The sequence below is a fragment of the Heyndrickxia sp. NPDC080065 genome, assembly GCF_050281185.1.
In the GTDB taxonomy this organism is placed as follows: Bacteria; Bacillota; Bacilli; order Bacillales; family Bacillaceae_C; genus Heyndrickxia.
In genome coordinates this window covers 169,642-195,368 of record NZ_JBNNWS010000001.1, presented here as the reverse complement: position 1 = coordinate 195,368, position 25,727 = coordinate 169,642, and the positions used below count along the sequence as shown (strand labels likewise).

At 36.4% G+C, this 25,727-nt stretch carries 24 protein-coding genes, 1 tRNA gene, 1 pseudogene and 2 riboswitches; of the genes and pseudogenes, 19 read left to right on the top strand and 7 right to left on the bottom strand.

The annotated features are described in order from the left end of the window. Positions 1-54 precede the first annotated feature (54 nt). Positions 55-822, top strand: coding sequence for an IclR family transcriptional regulator (locus ACQKP0_RS00945; protein ID WP_427403932.1), 768 nt, complete (start codon positions 55-57; stop codon positions 820-822). A gap of 45 nt (positions 823-867) precedes the next feature. Here the strand turns inward: ACQKP0_RS00945 and ACQKP0_RS00940 are convergent, their stop codons facing one another. Continuing rightward, the gene (locus ACQKP0_RS00940; protein WP_427403931.1) at positions 868-2,184 is read right to left on the bottom strand and encodes a bifunctional folylpolyglutamate synthase/dihydrofolate synthase; all 1,317 of its coding nucleotides are present in this window, start codon (positions 2,182-2,184) and stop codon (positions 868-870) included. A 387-nt stretch (positions 2,185-2,571) separates the two neighbouring features. Between ACQKP0_RS00940 and ACQKP0_RS00935 the strand changes: the two genes are divergently transcribed. After that, positions 2,572-2,985, top strand: coding sequence for a GNAT family N-acetyltransferase (locus ACQKP0_RS00935; protein ID WP_427403930.1), 414 nt, complete (start codon positions 2,572-2,574; stop codon positions 2,983-2,985). A 37-nt stretch (positions 2,986-3,022) separates the two neighbouring features. Here the strand turns inward: ACQKP0_RS00935 and ACQKP0_RS00930 are convergent, their stop codons facing one another. Beyond that, the gene (locus ACQKP0_RS00930; protein WP_427403929.1) at positions 3,023-3,172 is read right to left on the bottom strand and encodes a hypothetical protein; all 150 of its coding nucleotides are present in this window, start codon (positions 3,170-3,172) and stop codon (positions 3,023-3,025) included. A 63-nt stretch (positions 3,173-3,235) separates the two neighbouring features. Then, a complete protein-coding gene (locus ACQKP0_RS00925; RefSeq protein WP_427403928.1) occupies positions 3,236-3,799 on the bottom strand; it encodes a GNAT family N-acetyltransferase in 564 nt (187 codons plus the stop codon). 341 nt (positions 3,800-4,140) lie between these two features. On the opposite strand from ACQKP0_RS00925, the gene ACQKP0_RS00920 reads away from it, so the two are divergent. Further along, positions 4,141-4,284 carry a hypothetical protein gene (locus tag ACQKP0_RS00920; RefSeq protein WP_427403927.1) on the top strand — a complete coding sequence of 48 codons (144 nt, stop codon included), beginning with the start codon at positions 4,141-4,143 and terminating at the stop codon, positions 4,282-4,284. Positions 4,285-4,613: 329 nt separating this feature from the next. On the opposite strand, the gene ACQKP0_RS00915 is transcribed toward ACQKP0_RS00920, so the two are convergent. Both ACQKP0_RS00915 and fdhA read right to left on the bottom strand, forming a co-directional pair. After that, a tRNA-Arg gene (locus ACQKP0_RS00915) sits at positions 4,614-4,686 on the bottom strand. Between the two features lie 157 nt (positions 4,687-4,843). Beyond that, positions 4,844-6,061 (bottom strand): formaldehyde dehydrogenase, glutathione-independent, encoded by a 1,218-nt coding sequence (fdhA, locus tag ACQKP0_RS00910; RefSeq protein ID WP_427403926.1) that lies wholly within the window; start codon positions 6,059-6,061, stop codon positions 4,844-4,846. Positions 6,062-6,365: 304 nt separating this feature from the next. Here fdhA and ACQKP0_RS00905 point away from each other — a divergent pair, with 304 nt between their 5' ends. From ACQKP0_RS00905 to ACQKP0_RS00865, 9 genes are all read left to right on the top strand, one after another. Further along, positions 6,366-7,178, top strand: a complete 813-nt coding sequence (locus ACQKP0_RS00905; RefSeq protein WP_427403925.1) for an MIP/aquaporin family protein — start codon at positions 6,366-6,368, stop codon at positions 7,176-7,178. A 15-nt stretch (positions 7,179-7,193) separates the two neighbouring features. Beyond that, complete coding sequence (gene glpK / locus ACQKP0_RS00900; RefSeq protein WP_427403924.1) at positions 7,194-8,684, top strand: glycerol kinase GlpK; 1,491 nt, start codon at positions 7,194-7,196, stop codon at positions 8,682-8,684. A 428-nt stretch (positions 8,685-9,112) separates the two neighbouring features. Beyond that, on the top strand, positions 9,113-10,762 hold the full coding sequence (locus tag ACQKP0_RS00895) for a glycerol-3-phosphate dehydrogenase/oxidase (RefSeq protein WP_427403923.1): 1,650 nt from the start codon (positions 9,113-9,115) through the stop codon (positions 10,760-10,762). An 87-nt stretch (positions 10,763-10,849) separates the two neighbouring features. Then, entirely contained in the window at positions 10,850-11,845 is a 996-nt protein-coding gene (dhaK, locus tag ACQKP0_RS00890; protein ID WP_427403922.1) for a dihydroxyacetone kinase subunit DhaK, read from the top strand. A 26-nt stretch (positions 11,846-11,871) separates the two neighbouring features. Next, entirely contained in the window at positions 11,872-12,495 is a 624-nt protein-coding gene (gene dhaL / locus ACQKP0_RS00885; RefSeq protein WP_427403921.1) for a dihydroxyacetone kinase subunit DhaL, read from the top strand. After that, a complete protein-coding gene (dhaM, locus tag ACQKP0_RS00880) occupies positions 12,496-12,870 on the top strand; it encodes a dihydroxyacetone kinase phosphoryl donor subunit DhaM (RefSeq protein ID WP_427403920.1) in 375 nt (124 codons plus the stop codon). Positions 12,871-13,308: 438 nt separating this feature from the next. Next, on the top strand, positions 13,309-13,776 hold the full coding sequence (locus ACQKP0_RS00875) for a DinB family protein (RefSeq protein ID WP_427403919.1): 468 nt from the start codon (positions 13,309-13,311) through the stop codon (positions 13,774-13,776). A gap of 545 nt (positions 13,777-14,321) precedes the next feature. Beyond that, positions 14,322-16,259 (top strand): heavy metal translocating P-type ATPase, encoded by a 1,938-nt coding sequence (locus ACQKP0_RS00870; protein ID WP_427403918.1) that lies wholly within the window; start codon positions 14,322-14,324, stop codon positions 16,257-16,259. A gap of 194 nt (positions 16,260-16,453) precedes the next feature. After that, a riboswitch (cyclic di-GMP riboswitch) is annotated at positions 16,454-16,540 on the top strand. 136 nt (positions 16,541-16,676) lie between these two features. Next, positions 16,677-16,991, top strand: coding sequence for a hypothetical protein (locus ACQKP0_RS00865; protein WP_427403917.1), 315 nt, complete (start codon positions 16,677-16,679; stop codon positions 16,989-16,991). 132 nt (positions 16,992-17,123) lie between these two features. Here ACQKP0_RS00865 and ACQKP0_RS00860 read toward each other — a convergent pair whose 3' ends face one another. Further along, positions 17,124-17,690, bottom strand: coding sequence for a beta-class carbonic anhydrase (locus tag ACQKP0_RS00860; protein ID WP_427403916.1), 567 nt, complete (start codon positions 17,688-17,690; stop codon positions 17,124-17,126). A gap of 206 nt (positions 17,691-17,896) precedes the next feature. Here ACQKP0_RS00860 and ACQKP0_RS00855 point away from each other — a divergent pair, with 206 nt between their 5' ends. From ACQKP0_RS00855 to ACQKP0_RS00825, 7 genes and pseudogenes are all read left to right on the top strand, one after another. Further along, positions 17,897-18,538, top strand: coding sequence for a class I SAM-dependent DNA methyltransferase (locus tag ACQKP0_RS00855; RefSeq protein WP_427403915.1), 642 nt, complete (start codon positions 17,897-17,899; stop codon positions 18,536-18,538). A 63-nt stretch (positions 18,539-18,601) separates the two neighbouring features. Further along, positions 18,602-19,537 (top strand): PLP-dependent cysteine synthase family protein, encoded by a 936-nt coding sequence (locus tag ACQKP0_RS00850; protein ID WP_427403914.1) that lies wholly within the window; start codon positions 18,602-18,604, stop codon positions 19,535-19,537. After that, a complete protein-coding gene (locus tag ACQKP0_RS00845; protein WP_427403913.1) occupies positions 19,534-20,673 on the top strand; it encodes a bifunctional cystathionine gamma-lyase/homocysteine desulfhydrase in 1,140 nt (379 codons plus the stop codon). The genes ACQKP0_RS00850 and ACQKP0_RS00845 overlap by 4 nt, the downstream gene beginning before the upstream one ends. 73 nt (positions 20,674-20,746) lie before the next feature. Continuing rightward, positions 20,747-20,793: riboswitch (PreQ1 riboswitch) on the top strand. A gap of 276 nt (positions 20,794-21,069) precedes the next feature. Beyond that, positions 21,070-21,246: a hypothetical protein gene (locus tag ACQKP0_RS00840; protein ID WP_427403912.1), complete on the top strand. Its 177-nt coding sequence runs from the start codon at positions 21,070-21,072 to the stop codon at positions 21,244-21,246. A 260-nt stretch (positions 21,247-21,506) separates the two neighbouring features. Continuing rightward, a pseudogene (queF, locus tag ACQKP0_RS00835) lies at positions 21,507-21,836 on the top strand (preQ(1) synthase); the annotation flags it as partial. Between the two features lie 291 nt (positions 21,837-22,127). Then, positions 22,128-22,703: a hypothetical protein gene (locus ACQKP0_RS00830; protein ID WP_427403911.1), complete on the top strand. Its 576-nt coding sequence runs from the start codon at positions 22,128-22,130 to the stop codon at positions 22,701-22,703. 80 nt (positions 22,704-22,783) lie between these two features. Next, positions 22,784-24,331: an SPFH domain-containing protein gene (locus ACQKP0_RS00825; RefSeq protein WP_427403910.1), complete on the top strand. Its 1,548-nt coding sequence runs from the start codon at positions 22,784-22,786 to the stop codon at positions 24,329-24,331. Between the two features lie 71 nt (positions 24,332-24,402). Here ACQKP0_RS00825 and mreBH read toward each other — a convergent pair whose 3' ends face one another. Then, on the bottom strand, positions 24,403-25,410 hold the full coding sequence (mreBH, locus tag ACQKP0_RS00820) for a rod-share determining protein MreBH (RefSeq protein WP_427403909.1): 1,008 nt from the start codon (positions 25,408-25,410) through the stop codon (positions 24,403-24,405). Positions 25,411-25,727 lie beyond the last annotated feature (317 nt).

Genomic DNA, 25,727 nt, shown 5'->3' with positions numbered 1-25,727 from the left:
TTCTCCCTCTCATGCTAGAGGGAGTATTTTCATATCCGAAGGAGCCGGAGAATAGTGAACCAAAGTATTATAAAGGCATTAAGTTTACTAGATTTTTTTACAGAAGAAAAACCAGAGTTAAGCTTAAAGGAAATTACTGATCTAGTACAATTACCGAAACCAACGGTCTATCGTTTACTCACTTCATTAGAATATTGTGGATTTTTAACGAAAACGAAGGATTCCGAATATGATAAGCGTTATAAGCTCGGGTTAAAGTTGATGGAACTTGGCCAGCTAGTGTCCGATCAATTGGAGCTAAGAAAAATTGCACTACCGCATATGAAAAGATTAGCAAACGAAATTAACGAGGTCGTTCACCTTGTAATTGTTCAACATCACGAGGCTGTATATATTGAAAAAGTGGAAAGCACACATGCTTTACGTTTATTTACGAGAATTGGTAAACGCTCACCGCTTTATCTTGGATCAGGACCAAAATTATTATTGGCCTTTTTACCTGAAAAAAAGAGAGTAGAAATTATCGATGAATCGAATTTATATAACTTTAATCAAATATTACTAAATAAGGATCAGCTAAAAAAAGAAATAGAAGAAATCAAAACAAATGGGTTTGCTATCAGCTATGGAGAGCAGGATGAAGGGACTATAGGTGTTTCTTATCCGATTTATAATTATCATGGTGAGGTTATCGCCTCATTAGCGGTTAGCGGTCCATCGTATCGTTTTGAAGGTGAGCATCTTGAGGTAATAAAAGAATCGACTATGAAGATTGCGGAGAGTATTTCTTCGGAAATGGGCTATCGATTAATCAGTCCATAACGAAATATTAAAAGGAACCCAAGCTTTGGGCTCCTTTTCAATTTATTATATTCGATTTAAAAACTCCTTTACATATCCCACTAAGTAAAGTGACCCCGTCACTAATATGACCTTATTTTCATTACGCTGCTGGAAAATATAATTCATCACATCATGTAAATTTTGATAGAAAATATATTGGGTTTTATCTAATGCCTTCAGTGATTTTTCAATCATTGCGGGACTACTGTTCCGCTCTAAAAATGGATGTGGTGTGATGATAAAGGTAGCTCCTTCAAATTTTATAGAGTGAAGCATTTTTTCAATATCCTTATTTGAGGATATAGATAAAATGATATGGGAAATATTCAAACCTAATGAATCAATATTTTCTCTTAATGTTTTTAACTCTAATGTATTATGTGCACCATCAAACAGAAAGTTTACACCGCTTTTTTCAATCAACTCCATACGGCAGGGAATATGAACATTGGCTAATGCATGTTTAATGATGGCTGGATCAAAATTGTATCCGAGATTGATCAAAGCTTCGATGACGGCTAATGCATTACTGGCATTTTGCACTTGGTGTGTGCCTAAGAGAAATAGTTTTTGATCCTCAAGCTCCATTAGTACACCTTTATAATAAAAAGTGATTCCTGTTTCATCGGATTGCTTAATTAAAAAACCGTAATTACGATTGATAAAAAAATACTTTGATTCACCATATGGTTCAATTCTAAACAAATAATTCCGAGCCTGAACATTATTCATTCCACAGATAACATATTGTGTTGATGGCTTGATAATACAGGATTTATCTAAAATAATATCCTCGATGGTTGATCCTAATAAATGGGAATGATCGAGTGTAATTTCGGTTAAGACGGAAATAATTGGATCAATAATATTGGAAGGATCCGTTTTACCGCCAACTCCGTTTTCAAAAACAATAAGCTCAATTCCTTTATGTTTGAAATAAAGAAGAGCAATGACAATCATTACATGCATATGCCCAACTTCATGTTCAAGTTCATAATCGTGCAATTTCATTTCAATTTCCATTACAATCGTAATAAAATCTTCACGATCAATCATTTGACCGTTGCATGAAAATCTTTCTTCATAATGGTTTAGATGCGGACCGGTAAAAAGGCCGTGATCATACGAATGGGCGGTAAGGATGGATGAAATAAAATGAGCCGTACTTCCTTTTCCGCATGATCCTGCGATTTGAATAAACTTGAACTCTTTTAGATTAATCGAAAATAAATTAAGTAAATCCTCAAGGATTCTATGGTGAAAGCCATTTTTTCTGTTCATTGAACGACTATTAAATTGGGAAAGATAGCCCAAGGTGTGTTGGTATTGTGTATTTGTCACAGTATAAAACCCCTAATGTGTTTAAGAATATAGTGATATGCAGATCGTTGCTTTTCGGATATAAACCCATTCTTTATAAGTATGGGAAACGTGCCCTTTTCCTGATATATTTAGTTTTCTTTTCAAATAGGGATATTAATCAGAGATGTAAAAATCCTAGTAGATATTTTACTTGAATCGGATAGTAATAAAGTTTTAGAAAAGAGCTTGATAAAATTTTATCATAACCTATCTAGAAATAACGATTGGTTTGCAGGAGAAATTAAAGGAAGGATCGAATTGATTATATAGAGATCTTATTAAAAGGGGAATAAAAAATGTTTGGGCTATTATTTTATTGATTATCATTCCTTCTTAATTAAATTCTTATGTAAAGGAAGGAATAAAGTGATAGAGTTTAAATCAGATGTTAAAAATATTACACAAGAAATGTTAGATGGAGGATTTTTTGAAGGTTGGCCAAAGCATCCATCACCAAGTGTACATTTAGAGATATTAAAAAGTAGTTTCCGGGCCATTGTTGCTATTGATGTGAAAACTAATAAAGTTGTAGGATTTATTACTGCCATCAGTGACGGAGTATATTCTATATATATTCCGCTTCTCGAGGTTTTACCAGAATACCAGGGTCAGGGAATCGGGAAGAGACTACTAGAAATAATGTTCGAACAGTGTAAAGATTTTTACATGGTAGATTTGCTTTGTGATAAAGAACTCCAGCCTTACTATGAGAATGTAGGAATGATAAGATCGCAAGGAATGTTGCTTAGAAATTATCATCGGCAAGCAGGGAATCAATAGCAAGAAAACAAATGAGGGTGACCAACGATGGTCATCCTCATTTGCTATTATCTAGTTCCATCGGTACTGGATCAATCCTTTTAGCATCTTCGGATTTCAATACTAGTTTAAGAGCATAAACAAATGTCCAACATCCAAAGCCGACTACTGAAACAAGAACTCCGATTGTTGTAAGCCATTCAATCATAATCTTCATCCCCTTTACTAAAAGGTATGCAGAACGATGATTGAAATTTCACATTTATTTCATTTATTTTTCATTATTTTCGGTTCTACTTTCCCATTCTCTTTTTAGTAGTCCAAAAAGGAGCATATCATGTGTTTCTCCGTTTCTATGAATAAATTCTCTATATATCCCTTCTTGTTGAAAGCCGAGTTTTTTATATAATGCAATAGCAGGCTTATTATAACTAAAAACTGTAAGCTGAACTCGGTGAAGATTCAACTCGTAAAAGGCAAAATTTAGAGCTTGTTTAAGGCTCTCATACCCATATCCATTTCCGCGCTGATTCTTTTCACCAATTGCTATGGCCAACCAGCCTACTCGATGATTCCATAGAATATCACTCACTTCAATATATCCGATAAATTCATTGGTATTTACTGTTTTAATTGCAAAAAGATATTGGGAATTCGAATCGGAAAATGACTCATACCATTTATCTAATTGAGATTTAGTTTTTGGTGCAGCCGGCAGAGCATCAAAAAGGTGAGCAAACTCAGTGTCATTGTACCATGCAGGAATTTTTTCTAAATCCTCCTCAAGAAGTGCCGCTAATTTCACTTTTTCGCTTATAAAAATATTCGTTTCCATCGTTAACCTCCGTTTAAAAGCTATTAAACTAATATTCTCTTATCAGCGAGATATTTCCTGCAAACCACGGCTATTAAGAAATCATTTGATTAACAGTTAATTTCCCAAAAGAAACAAACTTCCTTATTTAAAACATTTTGGTAATTACTTTATGCAAGATAATTATATATGAAAAATTACTGAAATATTAAATAAATAAAATGGTTAGGAGTATTACAAAGGAAATAGGTTTACAAAAGAGTGATGCTTTTACGAATCATTAACCTCCCCTTCAAATTACCTTAATAAAAGGATGATAAGTTGTATTAGTAAGGAAAAAACTAAGGGAGAGGGGTTCTTAAATGTTTAAGAAGTTCTTTAGTTTATTTAAAAGAAACGAAACACTTAGTTTTTACGACGATCACGAAGAACAAGATGAGGAAAATGAGTTCTTTGATTTAACTGAAGAAGAGTATGACTTTATGTATCTGTATCATATCCATTAAACTTATCTAGGAAGGTGACAAAATGGTTACCAGAGCAGGAGTAATTTTTATTCTGATAATGACCCATTTCTATATATTGTGAGAATAATAGGAATTACTTTTTACATCTCTTTGGAGGTGTTTTTATTTTGGTTAGTATTTTTTCTTTAGGTGTATGTTCATTAATCGCTCCTTTTAGGCTTGAATAGCGATATTTCCTTCTTGTTAATTATAGAAAATGTCAAACAAAAATCCTTATGTGCCAAAATTCGTATCAAATATAGATTAATGAAAAAAAGACAAGGGATTCAAAATCGCTGAAACCCTTGTCTTTTCTGTATTTCTATTAGCGGCCCCGAGAGGACTCGAACCTCCGACGCACGGTTTAGGAAACCGACGCTCTATCCGCTGAGCTACGGAGCCATAGTAATTAACGTGCATTAAATATTATATAGTAATAATTTGTTTTTGAAAAGAGGTAATGTTCACTTCTGTTGTTTAGTTCTTTTATCATGATACTTCTTTTAATATCACTATAAAAAAAGATGTCCCTAAAACGATAGGGGCATCCTTTCTATATCTATCTTCTTACTGTCCCATGTGGATCAATAACAAATTTCCTCGCTGCACCTCTATCAAAATCTGCATAGCCATCAGGTGCTTCATCAAGTGAAATTAATGTGGCATTCACGGCTTTAGCAATTTGGGCCTTCCCGTGTAAAATCATTTTCATTAAGCTTCGGTGGTATTGCATAACTGGTGTCTGACCGGTAACAAAAGTATGTGCTTTCGCCCAGCCTAAACCGAAACGAATTTTAAGTGAACCAATTTTTGCGTCCTCATCAATTCCACCTGGATCTCCTGTTACATATAATCCAGGAATACCTAATTTTCCTCCTACTTGTGTCACATCCATAATTGAATTTAAAACAGTAGCAGGTGCCTCTGTATGATTATGACCATGTCCATGTGCTTCGAAGCCTACACAATCTACTGCCGCATCCACAACTGGCTCACCTAGAATTTGTTCAATCTGTTCGCCTAAATTGTCATGCTGACTTAAATCGATTGTTTCACAGCCGAAGCTTCTCGCTTGTGCAAGGCGTTCTGCATTTAAATCCCCAACAATTACTGCTGAAGCACCAAGTAATTGAGCTGAGTGTGCAGCGGCTAAACCAACTGGTCCTGCGCCTGCGACATAGACGGTAGAGCCAGATTTAACTCCAGCAGAGTATGCACCGTGAAAACCTGTGGGGAAGATGTCAGATAGCATTGTTAAATCAAGAATTTTTTCCAGCGCTTGCTCTTTATCTGGAAATTTAAGTAGTTGAAAATCTGCATATGGAACCATTACATATTCTGATTGTCCGCCTACCCAGCCGCCCATATCCACATAACCGTAGGCAGAACCAGGTCGATCAGGGTTGACGTTTAAGCAAACATGGGTCTTTTGTTCTTTACACATTTGGCAACGGCCACACGCAATATTAAATGGTACTGATACAAGATCGCCTTTTTTGATAAATTCGACATCACGTCCAACTTCAATTACTTCACCTGTAATTTCATGACCAAGCACCAGGCCTTCAGGTGCTGTCGTTCGTCCGCGTACCATATGCTGATCGCTGCCGCAAATATTAGTAGTGACAACTTTCAAAATAACTCCATGATCACATTTTCGGCCGACATTTCTCGGATTTACTCCAGGTCCATCTCTCAGGACTAAATCAGGATAACCAATATCCTTCACCGCAACTTTTCCTACCCCGTTATAAACAACTGCTCGATTTCCCGACAATTTAGAATCTCCCCCTCACTTTGGAATTGCTTTCTTTTTTTCCGTACAGTCTAATGTGTATGCATGTACAGAAAAATTAGAACAAGTTCTTATTATAGAAATGGATTTAATAGCGGCGAAAATTAAACTGGGACCTCTTTAAAAATTTAATCTATTTAACTCGTCTTTTTAAAAAAAAGTAGCATATTTATTTAATGATCATCGAAGGGAGGTAAGAGATGAATCCATATTGAAATGGGGTTTTTTTAATGTCTTTATTAATGTCTTGTTAAGATTGTAATAATTTTTTAGGGGGGATAGGAGAATGTCTGAATTTCTTGCCGAAATGATTGGAACCATGATTTTGATTATCTTTGGTGGAGGCGTTGTTGGAGGGGTTGTCCTTAGGAAGACGAAGGCAGAAGGAGCAGGTTGGATTGTTATTACGATCGGATGGGGTCTAGCTGTAACAATGGGCGTATACGCAGTTGGAAGTATATCAGGTGCACATTTAAATCCGGCAGTGACCTTAGCATTTGCATCAATAGGTGAATTTCCTTGGGACAAAGTTCCTTTGTATATGTCGGCACAAGTAATAGGGGGCTTTATAGGAGGAGTTATTGTCTTTTTCCAATACCTACCTCATTGGAAGGCAACGAAGGATCAAGGAGCTAAACTTGCTGTTTTTTCTACTAGTCCTGCGATTCGAAGTACATTTTCAAACATAGTAAGTGAAATGATCGGTACATTTGTCCTTATTATGGGATTATTATTTATAGGAGCAAACAATTTTACTGAAGGTTTAAATCCTGTAATTGTTGGTTTATTAATTACGGCGATTGGTTTATCATTAGGGGCAACAACTGGTTATGCGATCAACCCTGCTCGTGATCTTGGACCGAGAATCGCTCATGCGATACTTCCGATAATTGGAAAAGGTAGCTCTGATTGGGGCTATGCATGGATTCCGATTATTGGTCCATTATTGGGTGGAACGTACGGCGCATTATTTTATAAAGCTATTTTTAAAGATGACTATACAGTAACATTCTGGGTAGGGAGTGTCATCTTTGTATTAGTCTTATTAGCTGCACTTAATAGTGAATTGAAAAAAAGAAATGTATCTGAAGGAGTATAGTAGGGGGAGATATAGATGAGTCGATATATTTTAGCTTTGGATCAAGGGACAACGAGTTCTCGTGCGATTCTTTTTAACCATAATGGTGAGATTGTAGAAACGGCACAAAGGGAGTTTGAGCAATTTTTTCCAAAGCCGGGATGGGTAGAGCATGATGCAAATGAAATTTGGACTTCGGTTCTTGCATGTATCGCTGAAGTAATCAGAAAAGCGGATATTGAGCCGGATCAAGTGGTTGGGATTGGAATTACCAATCAACGTGAAACAACCGTTGTATGGGATAAAAATACCGGTAAACCAGTATATAAAGCGATTGTTTGGCAATCAAGGCAAACAGATGATATTTGTAAGGAACTTCGTGAAAAAGGTCTCAACGATTTGTTTAGGGATAAAACGGGTTTGCTTATTGATGCTTATTTTTCAGGCACTAAAGTAAAGTGGATATTGGATCATGTTGAAGGTGCGAGGGAAAGTGCGGAAAAAGGAGAATTACTATTTGGGACCATTGATACGTGGCTTGTTTATAAGCTATCAGGCGGAAAAAAACATGTGACTGACTATTCAAATGCATCCCGTACTCTCATGTACAATATTTATGATTTGAAATGGGATGAAGAATTGCTTGAGATTTTAAGTGTGCCGAAAAGCATGCTTCCTGAGGTAAGGCCTTCCTCCGAAATATATGGTACTACTGTTGGGTATCATTTCTTTGGTCATGAAGTACCGATTGCTGGTATTGCAGGTGACCAGCAAGCAGCATTATTTGGGCAGGCGTGTTTCGAAAAAGGGATGGCGAAAAATACCTACGGAACTGGATGTTTCATGCTTATGAACACAGGTGAAAAAGGGGTTAAATCTGAAAACGGTTTATTGACGACGCTTGCCTGGGGTGTCGATGGCAAAGTCGAATATGCTCTTGAAGGCAGCATATTCGTTGCTGGTTCGGCAATTCAGTGGCTGCGTGATGGGTTGAAAATGTTTGAGAATGCTCCAGATAGTGAAGAGTATGCAACGAGGGTTGATTCCACAGACGGAGTATATTTCGTGCCAGCTTTTGTAGGTCTTGGTACCCCTTATTGGGACAGCGATGCCAGGGGAGCTGTGTTCGGACTTACTCGCGGGACAACGAAGGAACATTTTATTCGCGCCACACTGGAATCCCTTGCCTATCAAACAAAGGATGTTTTAGATGCAATGATCTCTGATTCAGGAATAGATTTGAAAGCATTACGTGTGGATGGCGGTGCGGTTAAAAATAATTTCTTGATGCAATTCCAAAGCGATATTCTTGGTGTACCAGTTGAACGTCCAGTTATCAGTGAAACAACGGCATTAGGTGCCGCATATCTTGCAGGTTTAGCGGTTGGCTTCTGGAATGACAAAGAGGAAATCGCAAAACAGTGGCAAAACGAACGTACTTTTACAAATCAATTGGAAAAGGGAGAAAGTAGTAAGCTCTATGAAGGTTGGCAAAAAGCAGTTGCAGCGACTAGAGCCTTTAAGTAAATATAATTCACATGTAGTGTTATAATAGTATTATTAAGAAAATAATTTAGCAGCTGAAGATATGAGAGACCGCAAACATCTAGAGATTTGACGATTAATCCTAGGTGATTTGCGGTCTTTTTTTAAAGGTAAGAAAGTATAAAATTTACTATGGATATTAGATATAAAAAGTGTCTGCAGTACTTAGCTCCAACGCCTATCGGCTAGCGGATTTCTCTGTCTTCTCCCTACGATAAGTCAACATCGACTCGTTCCTCGCCGTGTCTCCTTTATCTCAGTCGAAGACTACGAAGGTGAAATTGGCACTTCAAATTTCACTCATCCGTACGCTAGACCTGCGGCGCTTGCTCTTTTATTATTAATTGCTTCCTTTTGTGAGAGAAATCCTCAAGGAAGATCTCGTACAACTCATTTTAGGAGCGATAAAAATGTTATTTTCTAGTCGGAATAGAATAGAAACTTATGAAAAAATGAAACAGGCTGAACTTGATCTTTTAATTATTGGTGGAGGAATCACAGGTTCAGGAATTGCGCTTGATGCTGCCACAAGGGGGTTGAAAGTAGCGGTCATCGAAATGCAGGATTTTGCTTCAGGAACATCAAGCCGATCGACAAAGTTAGTTCACGGAGGATTAAGATATTTAAAGCAATTCGATATTAAAGTGGTTGCTGAAGTGGGAAAAGAGCGAGAAATTGTTTATGAAAATGGACCACATGTAACAACACCAGAATGGATGTTACTCCCCTTTTATGAAGGAGGTACATTTGGCCCGTTAACAACAAATATTGGACTCCGAGTATATGATTTTCTTGCAGGTGTAAAAAAAAGTGAAAGAAGAGAAATGCTTAGTAAGGAAGAAGCAAGAAAGCGTGAGCCTTTGTTAAAGGAGTCAGGTCTAAAAGGTGCGGGTTACTATGTTGAATATAAAACTGATGATGCCCGCCTCACAATAGAAGTAATGAAAAAAGCAGTGGAAAAAGGTGCGTTATCCATCAATTACTCAAAGGTAGTTGGATTGCTGAATAATGATGGGAAGCTAGCAGGGGTAAAGGTACAAGATCTAATCGGAGGAGAAGAGCACGAATTTTTTGCAAAATATATTGTCAATGCCGCAGGACCTTGGGTAGATATTTTACGGGAAATGGACCAATCAAAAAAAGGTAAAACATTACAATTAACGAAAGGGATTCATTTGGTATTTGATGGAAATAGATTCCCGCTACAACAAGCCATTTATTTTGACACTCCAGATGGACGTATGGTGTTTGCCATTCCCCGCGAAGGAAAAACATATGTAGGGACAACTGATACGGTTTACAATGGTGAAATCCCTCATCCTACAATGACTGTGGAAGATCGGGATTATGTTTTGAAGGCAATCGATTATATGTTTCCAGATGTAAAGATTCTTCCCGAAGACATAGAGTCAAGCTGGGCTGGGGTAAGACCTTTGATTCGTGAGGAGGGGAAAGGTCCCTCAGAAATTTCCCGTAGAGATGAGATTTTTGTATCCAACTCTGGCCTCATTTCAATCGCGGGTGGGAAATTAACGGGTTATCGAAAAATGGCTGAAAATGTTGTTGATTTAGTTAATAAAAAAATGAATGACCAAGATAGTTTCACATTTATAAAAACACAAACAAAAAGTCTTCCTATTTCAGGAGGAGATGTCGGCGGTTCAAAAGGATTTGAGCATTTCAAAAAAGAAAAAGTAGGAAAAGGGAAAAGTCTTGGTTTAACTGAGAAAAATGCTGAGATAGTGACACAACGCTATGGATCAAATGTTGATGATTTCTACAGCATTTATATAGAAGAAAAAGCGAAAGAGGAGAACAAGGACCCTCTTGTTTCGGCAATGGTTCGATACTCTATTGATTACGAGCTCGCTTATAAGCCAGTTGATTTCTTCATCCGCCGAACAGGAGCTGTGTTTTTTCAAATTAACTGGGTCCATCAATATAAAGAGGAAGTCATCCATGAAATGGCTAATATCCTTCATTGGTCTGACGAACAAGTACAAAAATATACTGAAGAACTTAACCAAGTACTCTATGAAGCAACACATCCGATTGAATAATCGGTCCTGACACCTTTTATTCAAATGATGTATAAATATTCAAAAACTGCATAAATGGTGCCTGACACCAAAGGAGTGGAGAAAAAAATGAAGAAGATTATTAATGATCCGAATCAGGTTGTCCATGAGATGTTGAAAGGTTTGATTGCAGCGTTTCCTAATCGATTAAAGCAATTGGAAGGAACAACGGTTATTGTGAGAAAGGATGTTCCAGTTCCGAATAAAGTTGGGATTATTAGTGGGGGCGGGAGCGGTCATGAGCCTGCGCATGCGGGTTATGTAGGGAAAGGAATGCTAGATGCTGCGATAGCGGGTGAGGTCTTTACCTCGCCTACTCCTGATCAAGTATATGAAGCTATCAAAGCTGTTGATAGTGGAGCAGGCGTGTTTATGGTCATCAAAAATTATACTGGGGATGTTATGAATTTTGAGATTGCCGCTGAGCTTGCTGAAGCAGATGGTATTCAGGTGGAAAAAGTCATTGTCAATGATGATGTAGCAGTCGAAGATAGTTCCTTTACTACTGGCCGTCGTGGGATAGCTGGTACCGTCTTCGTTCATAAAATCGTTGGGGCAAAAGCGGAAACTGGTGCTTCATTGCAAGAATTAAAATCAATTGCAGATAAAGCGGTTAAAAATGTTCGTTCAATGGGAATGGCTTTAAGCCCATGTACCGTACCTGCTGCAGGAAGCCCTAGTTTTGAGCTGGATGATTCAGAAATGGAAATAGGTATGGGGATTCACGGTGAACCTGGAATAGAGAAAAAGCAGATTGCTTCTGCTGATGAAATTACTCAAGAACTTACTGGGAAGATATTAGATGATATGGAGTTGCGTACTGGTGATGAGGTTGCTGTCATGATTAATGGGCTAGGATCAACCCCGGAAATGGAACTCTATATTGTAAACGGCAAGGTCCATGAAATTTTATCGAACAAGGGAATTAAAGTATACGAAACATTTGTAGGAGAGTATATGACATCACTAGAAATGGCAGGATGTTCAATCACACTATTAAAACTTGATGATGAGCTGAAGGAATTATTAGATGCTGAATCAGAAGCACCTGCATTCCGTAAGTAGCTTTTACGCAGGAGGGGGTAGTTTCAATGAATCTAACAATCAATGATACATTAAAATGGATGGAAAAAATAAATGGAAAAATACAAACGAATAAGAAATACTTAACCTCTCTCGATCAAGCTATTGGGGACGGTGACCATGGCATTAACATGGCTAGAGGCTTTCAAGAAGTGATTAATAAAACTACTATAGTAAACTATGAAACAGTTTCTGACTGTTTTAAGGACGTGGCAATGACCTTGATGTCCAAAGTTGGAGGGGCTTCGGGCCCTTTATATGGCACGGCCTTTTTAAAAATGTCGATGGCGGTTAGAGGAAAAACATCGTTAAACAAAGAACTATTTACTACTGCTATAAATGAGGCAATAATGGGAATCAGCCAAAGGGGAAGAGCAAAAGAAGGAGATAAAACACTTCTGGATGTTTGGCAGCCAATATTGAGGTTCCTTCAAGAACATGACAGTATCAACTGGGATGATTTTGAAAGCTTTGCTAAAAATGCGATGGAAGCAACTAAAGATATTATGGCTTTAAAAGGAAGAGCTGCCTATTTGAAAGAAAGGTCCATAGGGCATCTTGATCCCGGCTCCGTATCCTCTTACTACTTATTTCAATCACTCGCAGAGGTTGTAAGGGAGGGAGAGGAGTAGGTGGATCATGTAGGAATTGTCCTAATATCACATAGTATAAAAGTAGTTGAAGGGATTAAAGATATCATCTCTCAAGTGGTCGACAATGTTCCAATTGAATTAGCGGGGGGAACAGATGATAATGAAATTGGAACGAGTGTCGATAAGATTCTTTCTGCCATTGACCGAGCATATAGTGAAAAAGGTGTCATTCTTCTCTTTGATTTAGGAAGTGCGATGATGAATGCGGAAATGGCTATAGAAATGTCCGAACATAGAAAAATAAAAATAGCTGAAGATATCCCACTATTAGAAGGGGCATATATTGCCGCTGTAGAATCTGGTATGGGGAAGGAAATGGAACAAATTTTAAAGTACTTAAAAGATTCATTTTGATAAGAATTTAATACAAATTGAATGCGAGATAAAAGACAAGGGTCTCATTTTGGTGAAATCTTTGTCTTTTTTATAATTAACTTTTCCATCATATGTATTCCTGCTGCCATGAGTGACTAATGATTCGTAGAAAAATATTAGTAGGAGATAATTTTATATAGAAATAAATTAAATCCCGGCCTGAATAGACCGGGTATATAAAAAGGAGGTTCACTAGACTGATTTAGGGGGAAAGTCTAGTGCAAAGGAGGTAGTAATGCTTGTCCTTGATAAATACATCATAAAGCAGAATTCCTAAATACTAATGAAAGAAAAATGATAAAAAAATGAGAAACAAAATTGACACATATAAGACAAAATATGGAATACTAGCATACTTCTATTTAAAAGTTTATATTAATTATAGAAAAAGCAGCTTTAAGAAAGGTAGGAGAATAGATGAACATATTTATAGAATCAGTATTAAACCAACTACATATTGCGAATAAAAGTATCATTCAAATGCTTGATACAATAGATATTACTATTTTAGATGATAAGATTGGAGAAAATAAAAGAACCATACGAGAGTTGCTTGCACATATGGCAGTTATTTATAAAGCTGATTATTTAATTATGAATCAGGCTTCAGAAGAAGAGATGGAAAGGTTTTATTCTAAACATACATTAAATACAATTGATGAGATCAAGGATGCATTCATTAGCAATTTCCAATATTTAAAATCTAACGTCTTATCGCTAGAATCAGCTGATTTACAGGTGAAAACTACTTCTTGGTGGGGAGTTACGTATACAAAATACGAATGGCTTTTGGAGATTTTAGGACATGTCTACCATCATCGAGGACAGCTCTACTCTACTCTCGTTCATATGGGAAGAGATCCAAATGTAGCATTATTCGAGTGAAAGTAAAAAACAACTGATTTACAAAATGATAAATAATGTAATTAAAGAAATGGTTAAACGTAATAAAACCTGTAGGTATACATTCAGATAATCTTCCTATATAAGGAAATCGATTCTCGCGTATCCAATAGGTAATTTGGCCAACAACAATAAATAACAAAATAGAATGATTCTAAAAGATGGAGTGTACATCTATAGCGATGTATTCTCTTTTTTTTTATGGACAAACAAATAGAGAGAGCTTTTTAAAATTAAGTTTAAATAATAATAATTATCATTTCCGATTATAAATGTTTAATGTAAAAAATATATATTTTTGAGGAATGATTTCAATTATCATTCTCAATTAGATAAAAAATTTCTCAATTACAATTGACTTTTTAGCACCGAAGATGTATTATGTGTTATATAATAATAATTATAAATTACTTCGTTCACTATGTTAGTGTGAAATCTAATGAAAAAATGATTAAACAATTTTTAGTTATAAAACGGTTAGCATTTTTGTTATTTTGATTCTTTTACTTAATTATGGAGGTGTCTATATGTCACAAGGTCAAGTTGCAACAGCGAATAATGAAAAAGTAGTAGTTTCATCATCCCCCCGTTTTGAAAAGATTTTTGTTCATATTGAACTAATCGCTGCTATTTTAAGCGGTATTTTCATTGTGATGGGGTGGCTGCTGTCAAAATGGAGTCACGAATCTTTTTCAATTGCTTTTTACCTTGCTGCTTTTATTATCGGCGGCTATGCCAAAGCAAAAGAAGGAATTGAAGAAACCATTAAAAATAAAGACTTAAATGTTGAATTACTCATGTTTTTTGCAGCAATTGGTTCAGCTATTATCGGCTATTGGACAGAAGGTGCAATGCTGATTTTTATCTTCGCACTCAGTGGCGCTTTAGAAACCTATACAATGAATAAAAGTCAAAAAGAAATTTCTTCTTTATTAGAAATACAGCCTGAAACAGCTCTTCGCGTTAAAGATGGCCGTGAGGAAGTTGTTCATGTATCTGTGCTAGATGTAGGCGATTTTATTCTAGTCAAACCAGGTGAACGCGTTCCGGCTGATGGGAAAATTGCTCAAGGAATGACGACGATTGATGAATCCACCATCTCGGGTGAATCCATTCCGGTTTCAAAAGGAAGCGGTGCAGAAGTATTTGCAGGTACGATCAACTTAAACGGATCTGTTACAGTTGAAGTAACAAAACCTGCGAGTGAAACAGTTTTTCAAAAAATTATTCAACTTGTTCAGTCTGCACAAAGTGAAAAGTCACCTTCACAGCTTTTTATCGAACGTTTTGAGGGAGCATATGTTAAAATCGTACTCCTTGTAGTTGTATTAATGATGTTTATCCCGCATTTTCTTTTAGATTGGAGCTGGAATACAACTTTTTATCGGGCAATGATTTTATTAGTAGTAGCTTCTCCATGTGCACTTGTTGCATCTATTATGCCAGCAACTTTATCAGCTATTTCAAATGGTGCTAGAAAAGGGATTTTATTCAAAGGCGGAGTTCATTTAGAGAGCTTGAGTCATGTTAAAGCCATTGCTTTCGATAAAACAGGTACATTAACAAAAGGAAAACCTGAAGTAACAGATATTGTGGTCCGTCCTGATTTAAATGAACATGATCTATTACGTCTTGTTGCATCTATTGAAAATCATTCGAATCATCCGTTAGCCAATGCGATCGTCCAATATTGGAGGGCTAAAAATCAAGAGGTGCTCATGCAGCCTGATCAAATAGAAGATGTACCAGGATGGGGATTAAAGGCTCGGTTAAATGATCAAGAATGGTTGATTGGTAAAAAAGATTTTGTTGGAATCAATGAAGCACTAGTATTTGAAGACAGTGTTTCGACAAAGCTAGAAAATGAAGGAAAGACAGTCGTTTATGTAAAGGATTCATCTGGTATAGCAGCAGTTATCGGCCTTCAAGATGTTGTGCGTAAAGAAACTAAAAACGCATTATTAGCATTAAAAAATGAAGGGATATGTACTATTATGCTTACAGGGGATAGTGAAAATACAGCAAAAAACATTGCTGCACAATCCAACATTGATGAATACATTGCAGAATGTTTACCTGAAACAAAAGTATCATCATTGAAAAAGGTTAAAGAACGATACGGAAATGTAGCTATGGTTGGAGATGGTGTAAATGATGCACCTGCCCTTGCGACAGCAAATGTCGGCATTGCGATGGGAGAAGGCAGTGATGTCGCAATGGAAACCGCCGATGTTGTTCTAATGAAAAATGATCTTTCACGAATTGCGGAAGCCATCCGTCTTTCTCGGAAGATGAATCGAATAATTAAACAAAATATCATCTTTTCCTTAACAGTCATCATGATCTTAATTGCATCTAACTTCCTTGAATTTCTCAATCTTCCACTAGGAGTTGTTGGTCATGAGGGAAGTACGATTTTGGTCATATTAAATAGTTTAAGATGTCTTGGTGGGGGAAAACGATAAAGTAGTGTCAGAGTAGACGATCTTTAGGTGAATCGCTTCAATTAAAACAGGAACCGTATTTGGCGGTTCCTGTTTTTCAATTCGGTATTATACATTTCATATTTATTAAATTTATGCGAAATTTTGTCGAAGATTGTTGAAATACATGAATATTGGATATAAAATGAAAGTTAGCAAAAAATAATACATAAATTCTACGATAATAGCAAACTCTACGAAAGTTGAGGACGCAAAGCTACGGGTCTAAGGTTCTTATGAATGACGATCGCCGAGCCGCCGAATAGTCATTGTTATAATATTTAAATTGACTATTTCTTTTTTAGAGATAGTTTTTTTACTTTTAAAAAGGGTTATACTAGTCGGCAAGTACTTTCTGTATATCACACATCAACCTATTTTAAGGATAGGAGGCTTACTATGGAAAAGAAAAGGATTGAATTTAATCCAAAAGAGGATTACTCGAATGTTCGTATAAGTTTAAATCAAATAAAAGGTCTGTTAAATACATATATTCGGCCAGTAAAAGGGTTGAAAATTAAAACAAATGATGGTGATAGATTCGAAGTGAATAATGAAACACTGATCAATCATTTGCTGGTAAATTTAAATCGAAATCAATTACTTGAGCTACTTCATATGCTTCAAATTATTAGTAATAGAAAGTCGAATATCCAACATTACTTAGAATATATTTTACAAGGAATTTCTATTGGGGATACTAGAAAATTTTAGGTAGAGGATTGGCCTTAAACTCATTAGAGATGATTTTCGCAAAGAACCCGATAATTAATATATAGTTATTATTGAATGATTAAGAAATGTATTAGATATATAATTAAAAAAATCCCTGCTATTAGCAGGGATTTACATATTTTTATATCCATCTACAACAAGATCTAACTTTCCGGTCTCAGGATCTATCACTAAACCGTGAACAGGAATATCTTTTGCCATTAATGGATGGTGTTTAATCATATCTACACTATGTTGAACACTATCTTCCACACGATCAAATCCCTCAAACCATTGATTTAAATCAATTCCAGAATATTTAATTGTCTCCAGTGTTTTTTCGTCAATTCCTCTTTGTTTAATCTTTTCTAAGACAGACTCGCTATTAATTGAACTCATTCCACAATCATGATGTCCAATGACTAATACCTCATCGGCTTGAAGCTCATAAACTGCAACAAGCAGGCTGCGCATGATACTTCCAAATGGATGAGAAACGATTGCCCCAGCATTTTTAACGATTTTAACATCTCCATTTTTTGTATTTGTTGCCTTATGTAGAAGTTCAACAAGTCTTGTATCCATACAAGTGAAAATCACTAATCGTTTATCAGGAAATTTAGTCGTTGAAAAATCCTCATACATCTTTTGAGAGACAAACTCTTCATTATAACTTAGTATATCGTTTAATAATGCCATTTTTATCCACCTCTAGTAGTATGCTTTTCAAGTAGATGATACTAACCATTTTATAAAATCATCTCTAATACATATTTTAACTTATTAATGATTCATTGAAAAATAAATTAGGCGATTTTATTATTTTTATTTGTTTGATTGCACATTTATCTATTCCGTGCTAAAGTTAATTCATAGTTAATTTATAGGAAATGGGGGAATTAAGTTTGGGCAGAGAATTCAACGAACTTTTTGATCAGTGGTCCCATTCTTATGACAATACAGTTTCCGGGAAAGATCCGGAATATGAAGAAGTTTTTTTACATTATGATGAAATCCTTTCAAAAGTAGCAGACTCCTCAATGGGTACTGTTGTGGAATTTGGAGTCGGTACTGGGAATTTAACAAATAAATTGATGAAGAGAAGATTAACGGTTTTTGGCATGGAACCGTCTGAAGGTATGAGAAAGATTGCACAGGAAAAATTACCGGATGTGAGAATTTTTGATGGTGATTTCCTTAACTTTCCTAATGTATCCGAAAGTATCGATACCTTTGTCAGCACTTATGCTTTTCATCATTTAACAGATAAGGAGAAAGAAATTGCGATTGGTAAATATAGCAAACTATTAAAAGAAGGTGGTCGTGTTGTATTTGCAGATACTGTTTTTGCAACGGAAGAAGCAAAAAGGGGTATGATCCAAGATGCAAAAGGAAAGGGCTATAATCGCCTAGCTGAAGATTTAGAGCGAGAATATTATACAACTATTTCAGTCTTACAAGATCTTTTCAATCAAAACAGTTTTTCCGTTACTTTTACAAAATTAAATCCTTTTGTTTGGTTAATTGATGCAAAAAAAATTAAGTAGTATTAGAGAAAAAATTCTTAAATATGATCTGAAATATTCGCTTAATTTAGTGAGGGATAGGAAATGAAATACGCAAAACACGTAAGTGAATTAATTGGAAATACGCCATTAATTGAAATTACCACTTATTCACTTCCAAAAGGTGTGCGTTTATTTGCAAAGCTGGAGTATTTTAATCCTGGGGGCAGTATCAAGGATCGATTAGGGGATTATTTATTAAAAAGAGCTTTCGATGAAGGAAATTTAAAGGAAGGCGGCACGATTATTGAACCAACAGCAGGTAATACCGGGGTCGGATTAGCGTTGGCTGCGATAAAATTCGGAGTAAAGGCGATTTTTATTACACCAGAGAAATTCAGTCTTGAAAAACAAACATTAATGAGAGCCCTCGGTGCAATAGTGATAAATACGCCAACAGAACTCGGAATGCAGGGAGCAATTGAAAAAGCAGAAGAATTACTTGATATAACGCCAAACTCCTTTTATCCAGGACAATTCCAAAATATTGCTAATCCTGATACCTATTACGAAAACCTCGGCCCTGAGATCTATGATGCGTTAGATGGAAAGATTGATGTGTTTGTTGCCGGGGCGGGATCTGGCGGAACATTTATGGGAACTTCTCGCTTTTTAAAGGAAAGGCTCCCAAACATTAAAACGGTTATTGTTGAACCAGAAGGCTCAATTTTAAATGGGGGAGACGCCGGATCCCACCGTACTGAGGGAATTGGAATGGAATTTTTGCCATCATTTATGGATTATCAGTATTTTGATGGAATTCACACTATTTCTGATGAGGATGCTTTTTCCCGCTTAGCCGAAATTGCCCGAAAGGAAGGACTACTAGTAGGAAGTTCTTCTGGAGCTGCTTTGGAAGCGTGCTTAAGGGAAGCAAAGTTGGCAAAACCAGGAACGAATATCGTGACTATTTTTCCAGACAGCAGTGAACGGTATATAAGCAGCGGAATTTACCAAGAAAGGGAGAGTAGAACAAGATGAAGAAAAAAACAAAGTTTATTCATGGAGGCATTAGCATAGATCCGTATACCGGAGCGGTTTCTACCCCTATTTATCAAGTTAGTACCTACAAGCAAGAAGGGGTAGGGAATTTTATATATGAATATTCCAGAACTGGGAATCCAACACGTGAATCATTGGAAAAGCTGATTGCTGATGTTGAAAATGGAACTCGTGGGTTTGCATTTGGATCAGGTATGGCTGCAATTACAGCGGTGATGCATTTGTTTTCTTCAGGGGATCATATCATTATAACGGATGATGTGTATGGTGGAACCTTTCGTGTTATGACAAAGGTTTTAAAACGATTTAATTTAGATGTAACATTTGTTGATACGAGTGATTTAAGTGCCGTGAAACATGCAATTCATCCAAATACAAAAGCGATTTTTATTGAAACACCAACGAATCCTTTGTTGAAGATTACCGATATTAAAGCAGTAAGTGAATTAGCGAAGGAAAAAGGATTAAAGTTAATTGTTGATAATACTTTTAGTACACCTTACTGGCAAAATCCACTTGTTTTAGGCGCTGATATTGTTCTTCATAGTGCAACGAAATATTTAGGTGGACATAGTGATGTGGTAGCAGGTTTAGTTGTTGTAAATGATAAAAAACTGGGTGAGGAGATTCATTTTGTCCAAAACTCGACTGGCGGTATTCTCGGGCCTCAGGATAGCTGGCTGCTCATGCGTGGTATCAAAACCTTAGGTATTCGTATGGAGGAAATCGAAAAAAACGCATTAGATGTAGTTAAGTTCCTTCAAGAACATCCTAAAGTAGAAAAAATATTTTTCCCAGGATTATCCGATCATCCAGGTCACGATATTCACCGCTCGCAAGCAGATGGCTTTGGCGGTATGATTTCCTTCACGGTAGAAAGCAAGGAAAAAGCTCTATCGGTATTAAAGAAAGTGAAATACTTTACACTTGCTGAGAGTCTTGGAGCGGTTGAAAGTTTAATTTCCATTCCATCGTTAATGACACACGCATCGATTCCACGTGAGCGACGCCTTGAACTTGGGATAGAAGAAGGTCTTATCAGAATATCTGTTGGAATTGAAGATATTGAAGACTTACTTGAAGATTTAGGGAATGCGTTGAAAGATAATGAATAGATATCAAACTTACTATTGACTGATAAGATAAACTTTAATATGCTAATTTCTGTACAAATGAATACCCGTACATGCGGGAGAGGTTCATAGCTGATACCCTCTATAAAAAACTATGGATTTATGACCTTACAGCCATGTCCATATCAGGACATGGCTTTTCTTGTCTAGCTCCAGCGCCTAGCCCCTCGAGGTCAAATAACCTCCAACCGAGGAAAGTCGGCATTAGGACTTTCCCATAGAAGTCAAAGGGCGGACTTCTATAATTGGAGAACATTTTTGCCCGAGGCTGATCAAGGCGCTTGAGCATTTCGATTTTGTCCATTTTTAATATTTGCAGCTGCTATGAAACAATGAATCTCTCTTAAATGTACGTAATATGTTAAGGAGGTTTTTTTTATGTCAGGAAGAACAGATAAGGAAGGTTTACAGGATTTAACTTTGTTAGGAAATCAGGGAACAAAATATTTGTTTGAGTATGCTCCACAAGTATTAGAATCTGTGGATAATTTACATGTGAATCGCGATTATTTTGTAAAGTTTAATTGTCCGGAGTTTACTAGTTTGTGTCAATAAGGGCACACTTCAGTGGTAACACTGTCGACTAAACCTCGTGAATTCAGGGAAGGAATTTAAAGATAAATTCTAATCCTGAGCCAAGCCTCAAGTTAGAGGAAGGTGCAGAGACTATCGAAACCACACAAATACGAAGCGAGTAATAGTACTATTTGTGGAAGGGAGTAGAGTACATCATAATGATGGAAGCGCGAGGATTCTTATTTAATATCGCAGCTAAATAAGAATATGATATAGTCCACCTACTTGTATTTGTAGTGCCAATCACTAGTCAACCCGATTTCGCAACTATGTACATCAGCTATATCCCTGATAAAAAGATAGTAGAGAGTAAGTCTTTAAAATTGTATTTATTTAGTTTTCGTAATCATGGAGATTTTCACGAAGACTGTGTAAACATCATTATGAATGATCTTATTAAACTTTTAGATCCGCGTTACATCGAAGTATGGGGGAAATTTACACCGCGTGGAGGAATATCAATTGACCCATATTGTAATTATGGAAAACCTAGTACGAAGTATGAGGAAATGGCAAACTACCGCTTGATGAATCATGATATGTATCCTGAGAAAGTAGATAACAGATAAGAAACTATAAATTCGGAAATAATTTAATCTTATCCATAAAGAAATTGAATATTTGTCCTAATTGAAATTATGGTACAATTAAACTGAAAGATGCAGAGAGGTCAATTGTTAATAAGTCATCTCTGCATCTAAAACATACTCCCTCACATAAATCATCACTCAAAAAAATTGAAACTTTTTTGTCACATATTTGAAACCTAATATCTCCTACTTACGTAAATAAGTAAACAAGGAAACTTGGGGTATGCTTTACCTGGATGTATCATATTACAAGTAAAGGATTTGGTGCGAATGACCATTTTCGGTACACCGATAGAGTCGGTTTATTTAATTCTACTCATTGCTGCGGGGAGCTTAACGATTCTCTATATTTTATTTGGTGATATCTTTCACGGAATCGGTGAAGCACTCGGATATTTTCACCCGACATTAGTTCTATCATTTATTACATTTTTTTCAGCATCTGGATTTGTATTTGAGAAAGTAACCTCCTTATCCAGCTATATCATTATGGCATTATCTGCAATAATCGCAATTATACTTGTCACACTTTTAAATGTGTTTGTTCTCATACCTTTATCTTCTGCAGAGGAATCACTCAGCTACACAGAGGAATCTTTAAAAGGAAGAGTTGGGAAATTAATTATTTCCATACCGGAAAACGGCTTTGGAGAGGTAGTTATTGAGAGCAAAAGCGGTATGATTTCTAAACCATCTGCCAGCTATGAGAATACCCCTATAGAAGAAGGGAAACAAGTGCTAATTATTGAAGTGAAAGACGGCGTTCTTTATGTCGTTCCTTATGAAAATAATCGTTTATACAATGAAGAGCTAGGTAATGAATCAGGTACAGCTAACTTGAGTTAAACATGGGAATCCTCATGAACACCGCAACTACTTGTTATGTGTATTAAAAAATTTATATATATCTGTTAGGGGGAAAAGCAATGTTTGAAAATGTAGGTTTATGGATTATCATTGCAATTGTTGCCTTTTTGGTCATCGCACTAATTGGTATGTTTGTAACAAAATATCAAACAGCTGGTCCAGATGAAGCTTTAATTGTAACAGGAAGCTATCTAGGTGGCCGCAATGTCCATACAGATGAATCTGGCAATAAAATAAAGATTATTCGTGGTGGAGGTACATTTGTACTCCCAGTATTCCAACAAGCACAACCATTAAGCTTACTATCTAGTAAACTTGAAGTAACAACACCTGAAGTTTACACTGAGCAAGGTGTTCCAGTAATGGCAGATGGTACTGCGATTATTAAAATCGGAGGATCTATTGGAGAAATTGCTACAGCAGCGGAACAATTTCTAGGTAAAACAAAAGATGATCGTGAAAATGAAGCGAAAGAAGTATTGGAAGGTCATCTTCGTTCAATTCTTGGATCAATGACTGTTGAAGAAATCTATAAAAACCGTGATAAATTCTCTCAAGAAGTACAGCGTGTTGCTTCACAGGACTTGGCGAAAATGGGATTAATCATCGTATCATTTACGATTAAAGAGGTTCGCGATAAAAATGGTTATTTGGAATCACTAGGGAAGCCGCGTATTGCTCAAGTAAAACGTGATGCAGACATCGCCACAGCAGAAGCCGATAAAGAAACAAGAATTAAACGTGCTGAAGCTTCAAAGGATGCCCAAAAGGCTGAATTAGAACGTGCAACAGAAATCGCTGAAGCAGAAAAAGTAAATCAGCTGAAAATAGCGGAATTCCGTCGTGAACAAGATATTGCAAGAGCGAAAGCGGACCAAGCTTACGATTTAGAAACAGCTCGTGCAAAACAGGATGTAACAGAGCAAGAAATGCAAATTAAAATCATCGAACGTCAAAAGCAGATTGAACTTGAAGAAAAAGAAATTTTACGTCGTGAACGTCAATACGATTCTGAAGTTAAGAAAAAGGCTGATGCAGACCGTTATTCTGTGGAACAAGCAGCTGTTGCGAACAAAGCAAAACAAATAGCTGAAGCAGATGCAAATAAGTACCATATTGAGGCAATGGCGAAAGCGGAAGCTGAAAGAGTTCGGGTGGATGGTCTTGCAAAAGCGGAAGCACAAAGAGCACAAGGGGAATCTGAAGCTGATATTATCCGTTTGAAAGGTCTTGCCGAAGCGGAAGCAAAGAGAAAGATTGCCGAAGCTTTCGAACAGTTCGGTCAAGCAGCCGTACTCGATATGGTTATGAAAATGCTTCCTGAGTATGCAAAACAAGTGGCAAGTCCATTAAGCAATATTGAAAAGATTACAGTAGTAGATACCGGCGGCAGCGGAAGTGATGGCGGTGCCAATAAAATAACTGGTTATGCAACAAACTTAATGTCAACACTTCAAGAATCATTAAAAGCATCATCCGGTATTGATGTAAAAGATTTACTTGAAAATCTATCTGGAAAACATAACATCCGTGGCAGCATTGATCAACTTACTCATGAAATGAAACAAACAAATCAGCAGCTTTCAGCTGGAGATAAAAAAGAATAAAACACAAAAGCACCTTCGCATTATTTGTGCGAAGGTGTTTTTGGTAAATATTAAAAGATTAATAGTTTAACTTACTTTGTAGCCGTTTGTAGTTTATTTATAAATTGCAATGAACGGCCAGTTCCGATAGCAACAGATTCTAATGGACTTGGAGCAAGATGAACAGGCACAATAATCTCCTTGCTCAACCATTCTTGCATGCCGTTTAACATACTACCGCCGCCAGTTAAGATAACACCTCGATCAACAATGTCCCCACTTAGTTCGGCAGGGCAGTTTTCTAAAGTTGCTCGAATGCTTTCCAGAATATTAAGGAGTGATTCTCGGATGGAATTTTGTATTTCTTCTGAATGAAGTGTAACCGTTTTTGGAAGACCTGAAACTAAATCACGACCTCGAACATCCATTGAAAGTCCATCATGATCAACAAGTGCATAACCGATTTCCATTTTTAATTGCTCTGCTGTACGTTCTCCAATTAATAGATTATAATTTTTTCTAACATATTGGATGATATCCTCGTCCATTTTGTCTCCGCCAATTCGAAGTGTATTGCAAGTTACTACACCACCATATGAAATAATGGCAACTTCTGTTGTACCACCGCCAATATCAACAATGACATTCGCTACTGGTTCATCAACTGGTAAATCAGCACCAATAGCAGCAGCAACTGGCTCCTCAATTAAATGCACAGTTTTTGCTCCAGCACTTTTAACTGCATCTTGAATTGCTCTACGTTCTACAGATGTTGCACCAGAGGGTGTACAAACAACTACATTTGGCTTACGAACAGCTAAGCCAAGCTGCTTACCTATTCTTTTCATGATTTGTTTAAGAAGTTCGGTTGTAATATCATAATCTGCAATAACTCCGTCTCTTAAAGGACGAATGGCTACAATTTTCCCAGGAGTTTTTCCAATCATGTTTTTGGCTTCTGTTCCAAAAGCTAACACTCGTTTTGTTTCTGAATCTATCGCTACAACGGATGGTTCGTTTAAAATAACACCTTTATTTTTGCTATATACTAAAATATTTGCAGTCCCTAAATCGATTCCTATCTCTGTACCTGAAAACATATGTTTCCACCTAACCTTCTTTTGATTCTTTCAACTTACATATACTACTACAATAAAGTATAGGACATTTATGTGGGTAATAATGAATACATTTTATTCCATTAAAATTATATTACAAATGAAAAAAAGAGGAATGAGTTTGATATTCGTTGATTTAAAGGGATTTTGAAGTAGATTATATCCAATCATGCATTGGTGCTGTTAACTAAATTTAAAAATTGTAACCTGTAAAAAAAGAGGTATATTTGAATATATTGGGTGCATAAATGGTAATAGCTGCCCTTCTTAATGAAGGGCAATTGATGTGTGAAGTATAT

Coding starts and splice junctions, on each gene's coding strand:
- dhaK (WP_427403922.1), top strand. CDS start 10,850: ATGAAGAAGATTATTAATGATCCGAATCAGGTTGTCCATGAGATGTTG.
- ACQKP0_RS00845 (WP_427403913.1), top strand. CDS start 19,534: ATGAAGAAAAAAACAAAGTTTATTCATGGAGGCATTAGCATAGATCCG.
- dhaL (WP_427403921.1), top strand. CDS start 11,872: ATGAATCTAACAATCAATGATACATTAAAATGGATGGAAAAAATAAAT.
- ACQKP0_RS00825 (WP_427403910.1), top strand. CDS start 22,784: ATGTTTGAAAATGTAGGTTTATGGATTATCATTGCAATTGTTGCCTTT.
- ACQKP0_RS00875 (WP_427403919.1), top strand. CDS start 13,309: ATGAACATATTTATAGAATCAGTATTAAACCAACTACATATTGCGAAT.
- ACQKP0_RS00920 (WP_427403927.1), top strand. CDS start 4,141: ATGTTTAAGAAGTTCTTTAGTTTATTTAAAAGAAACGAAACACTTAGT.
- ACQKP0_RS00930 (WP_427403929.1), bottom strand. CDS start 3,172: ATGATTGAATGGCTTACAACAATCGGAGTTCTTGTTTCAGTAGTCGGC.
- mreBH (WP_427403909.1), bottom strand. CDS start 25,410: ATGTTTTCAGGTACAGAGATAGGAATCGATTTAGGGACTGCAAATATT.
- ACQKP0_RS00925 (WP_427403928.1), bottom strand. CDS start 3,799: ATGGAAACGAATATTTTTATAAGCGAAAAAGTGAAATTAGCGGCACTT.
- ACQKP0_RS00850 (WP_427403914.1), top strand. CDS start 18,602: ATGAAATACGCAAAACACGTAAGTGAATTAATTGGAAATACGCCATTA.
- glpK (WP_427403924.1), top strand. CDS start 7,194: ATGAGTCGATATATTTTAGCTTTGGATCAAGGGACAACGAGTTCTCGT.
- ACQKP0_RS00905 (WP_427403925.1), top strand. CDS start 6,366: ATGTCTGAATTTCTTGCCGAAATGATTGGAACCATGATTTTGATTATC.
- ACQKP0_RS00895 (WP_427403923.1), top strand. CDS start 9,113: ATGTTATTTTCTAGTCGGAATAGAATAGAAACTTATGAAAAAATGAAA.
- ACQKP0_RS00870 (WP_427403918.1), top strand. CDS start 14,322: ATGTCACAAGGTCAAGTTGCAACAGCGAATAATGAAAAAGTAGTAGTT.
- ACQKP0_RS00830 (WP_427403911.1), top strand. CDS start 22,128: ATGACCATTTTCGGTACACCGATAGAGTCGGTTTATTTAATTCTACTC.
- ACQKP0_RS00860 (WP_427403916.1), bottom strand. CDS start 17,690: ATGGCATTATTAAACGATATACTAAGTTATAATGAAGAGTTTGTCTCT.
- ACQKP0_RS00865 (WP_427403917.1), top strand. CDS start 16,677: ATGGAAAAGAAAAGGATTGAATTTAATCCAAAAGAGGATTACTCGAAT.
- ACQKP0_RS00840 (WP_427403912.1), top strand. CDS start 21,070: ATGTCAGGAAGAACAGATAAGGAAGGTTTACAGGATTTAACTTTGTTA.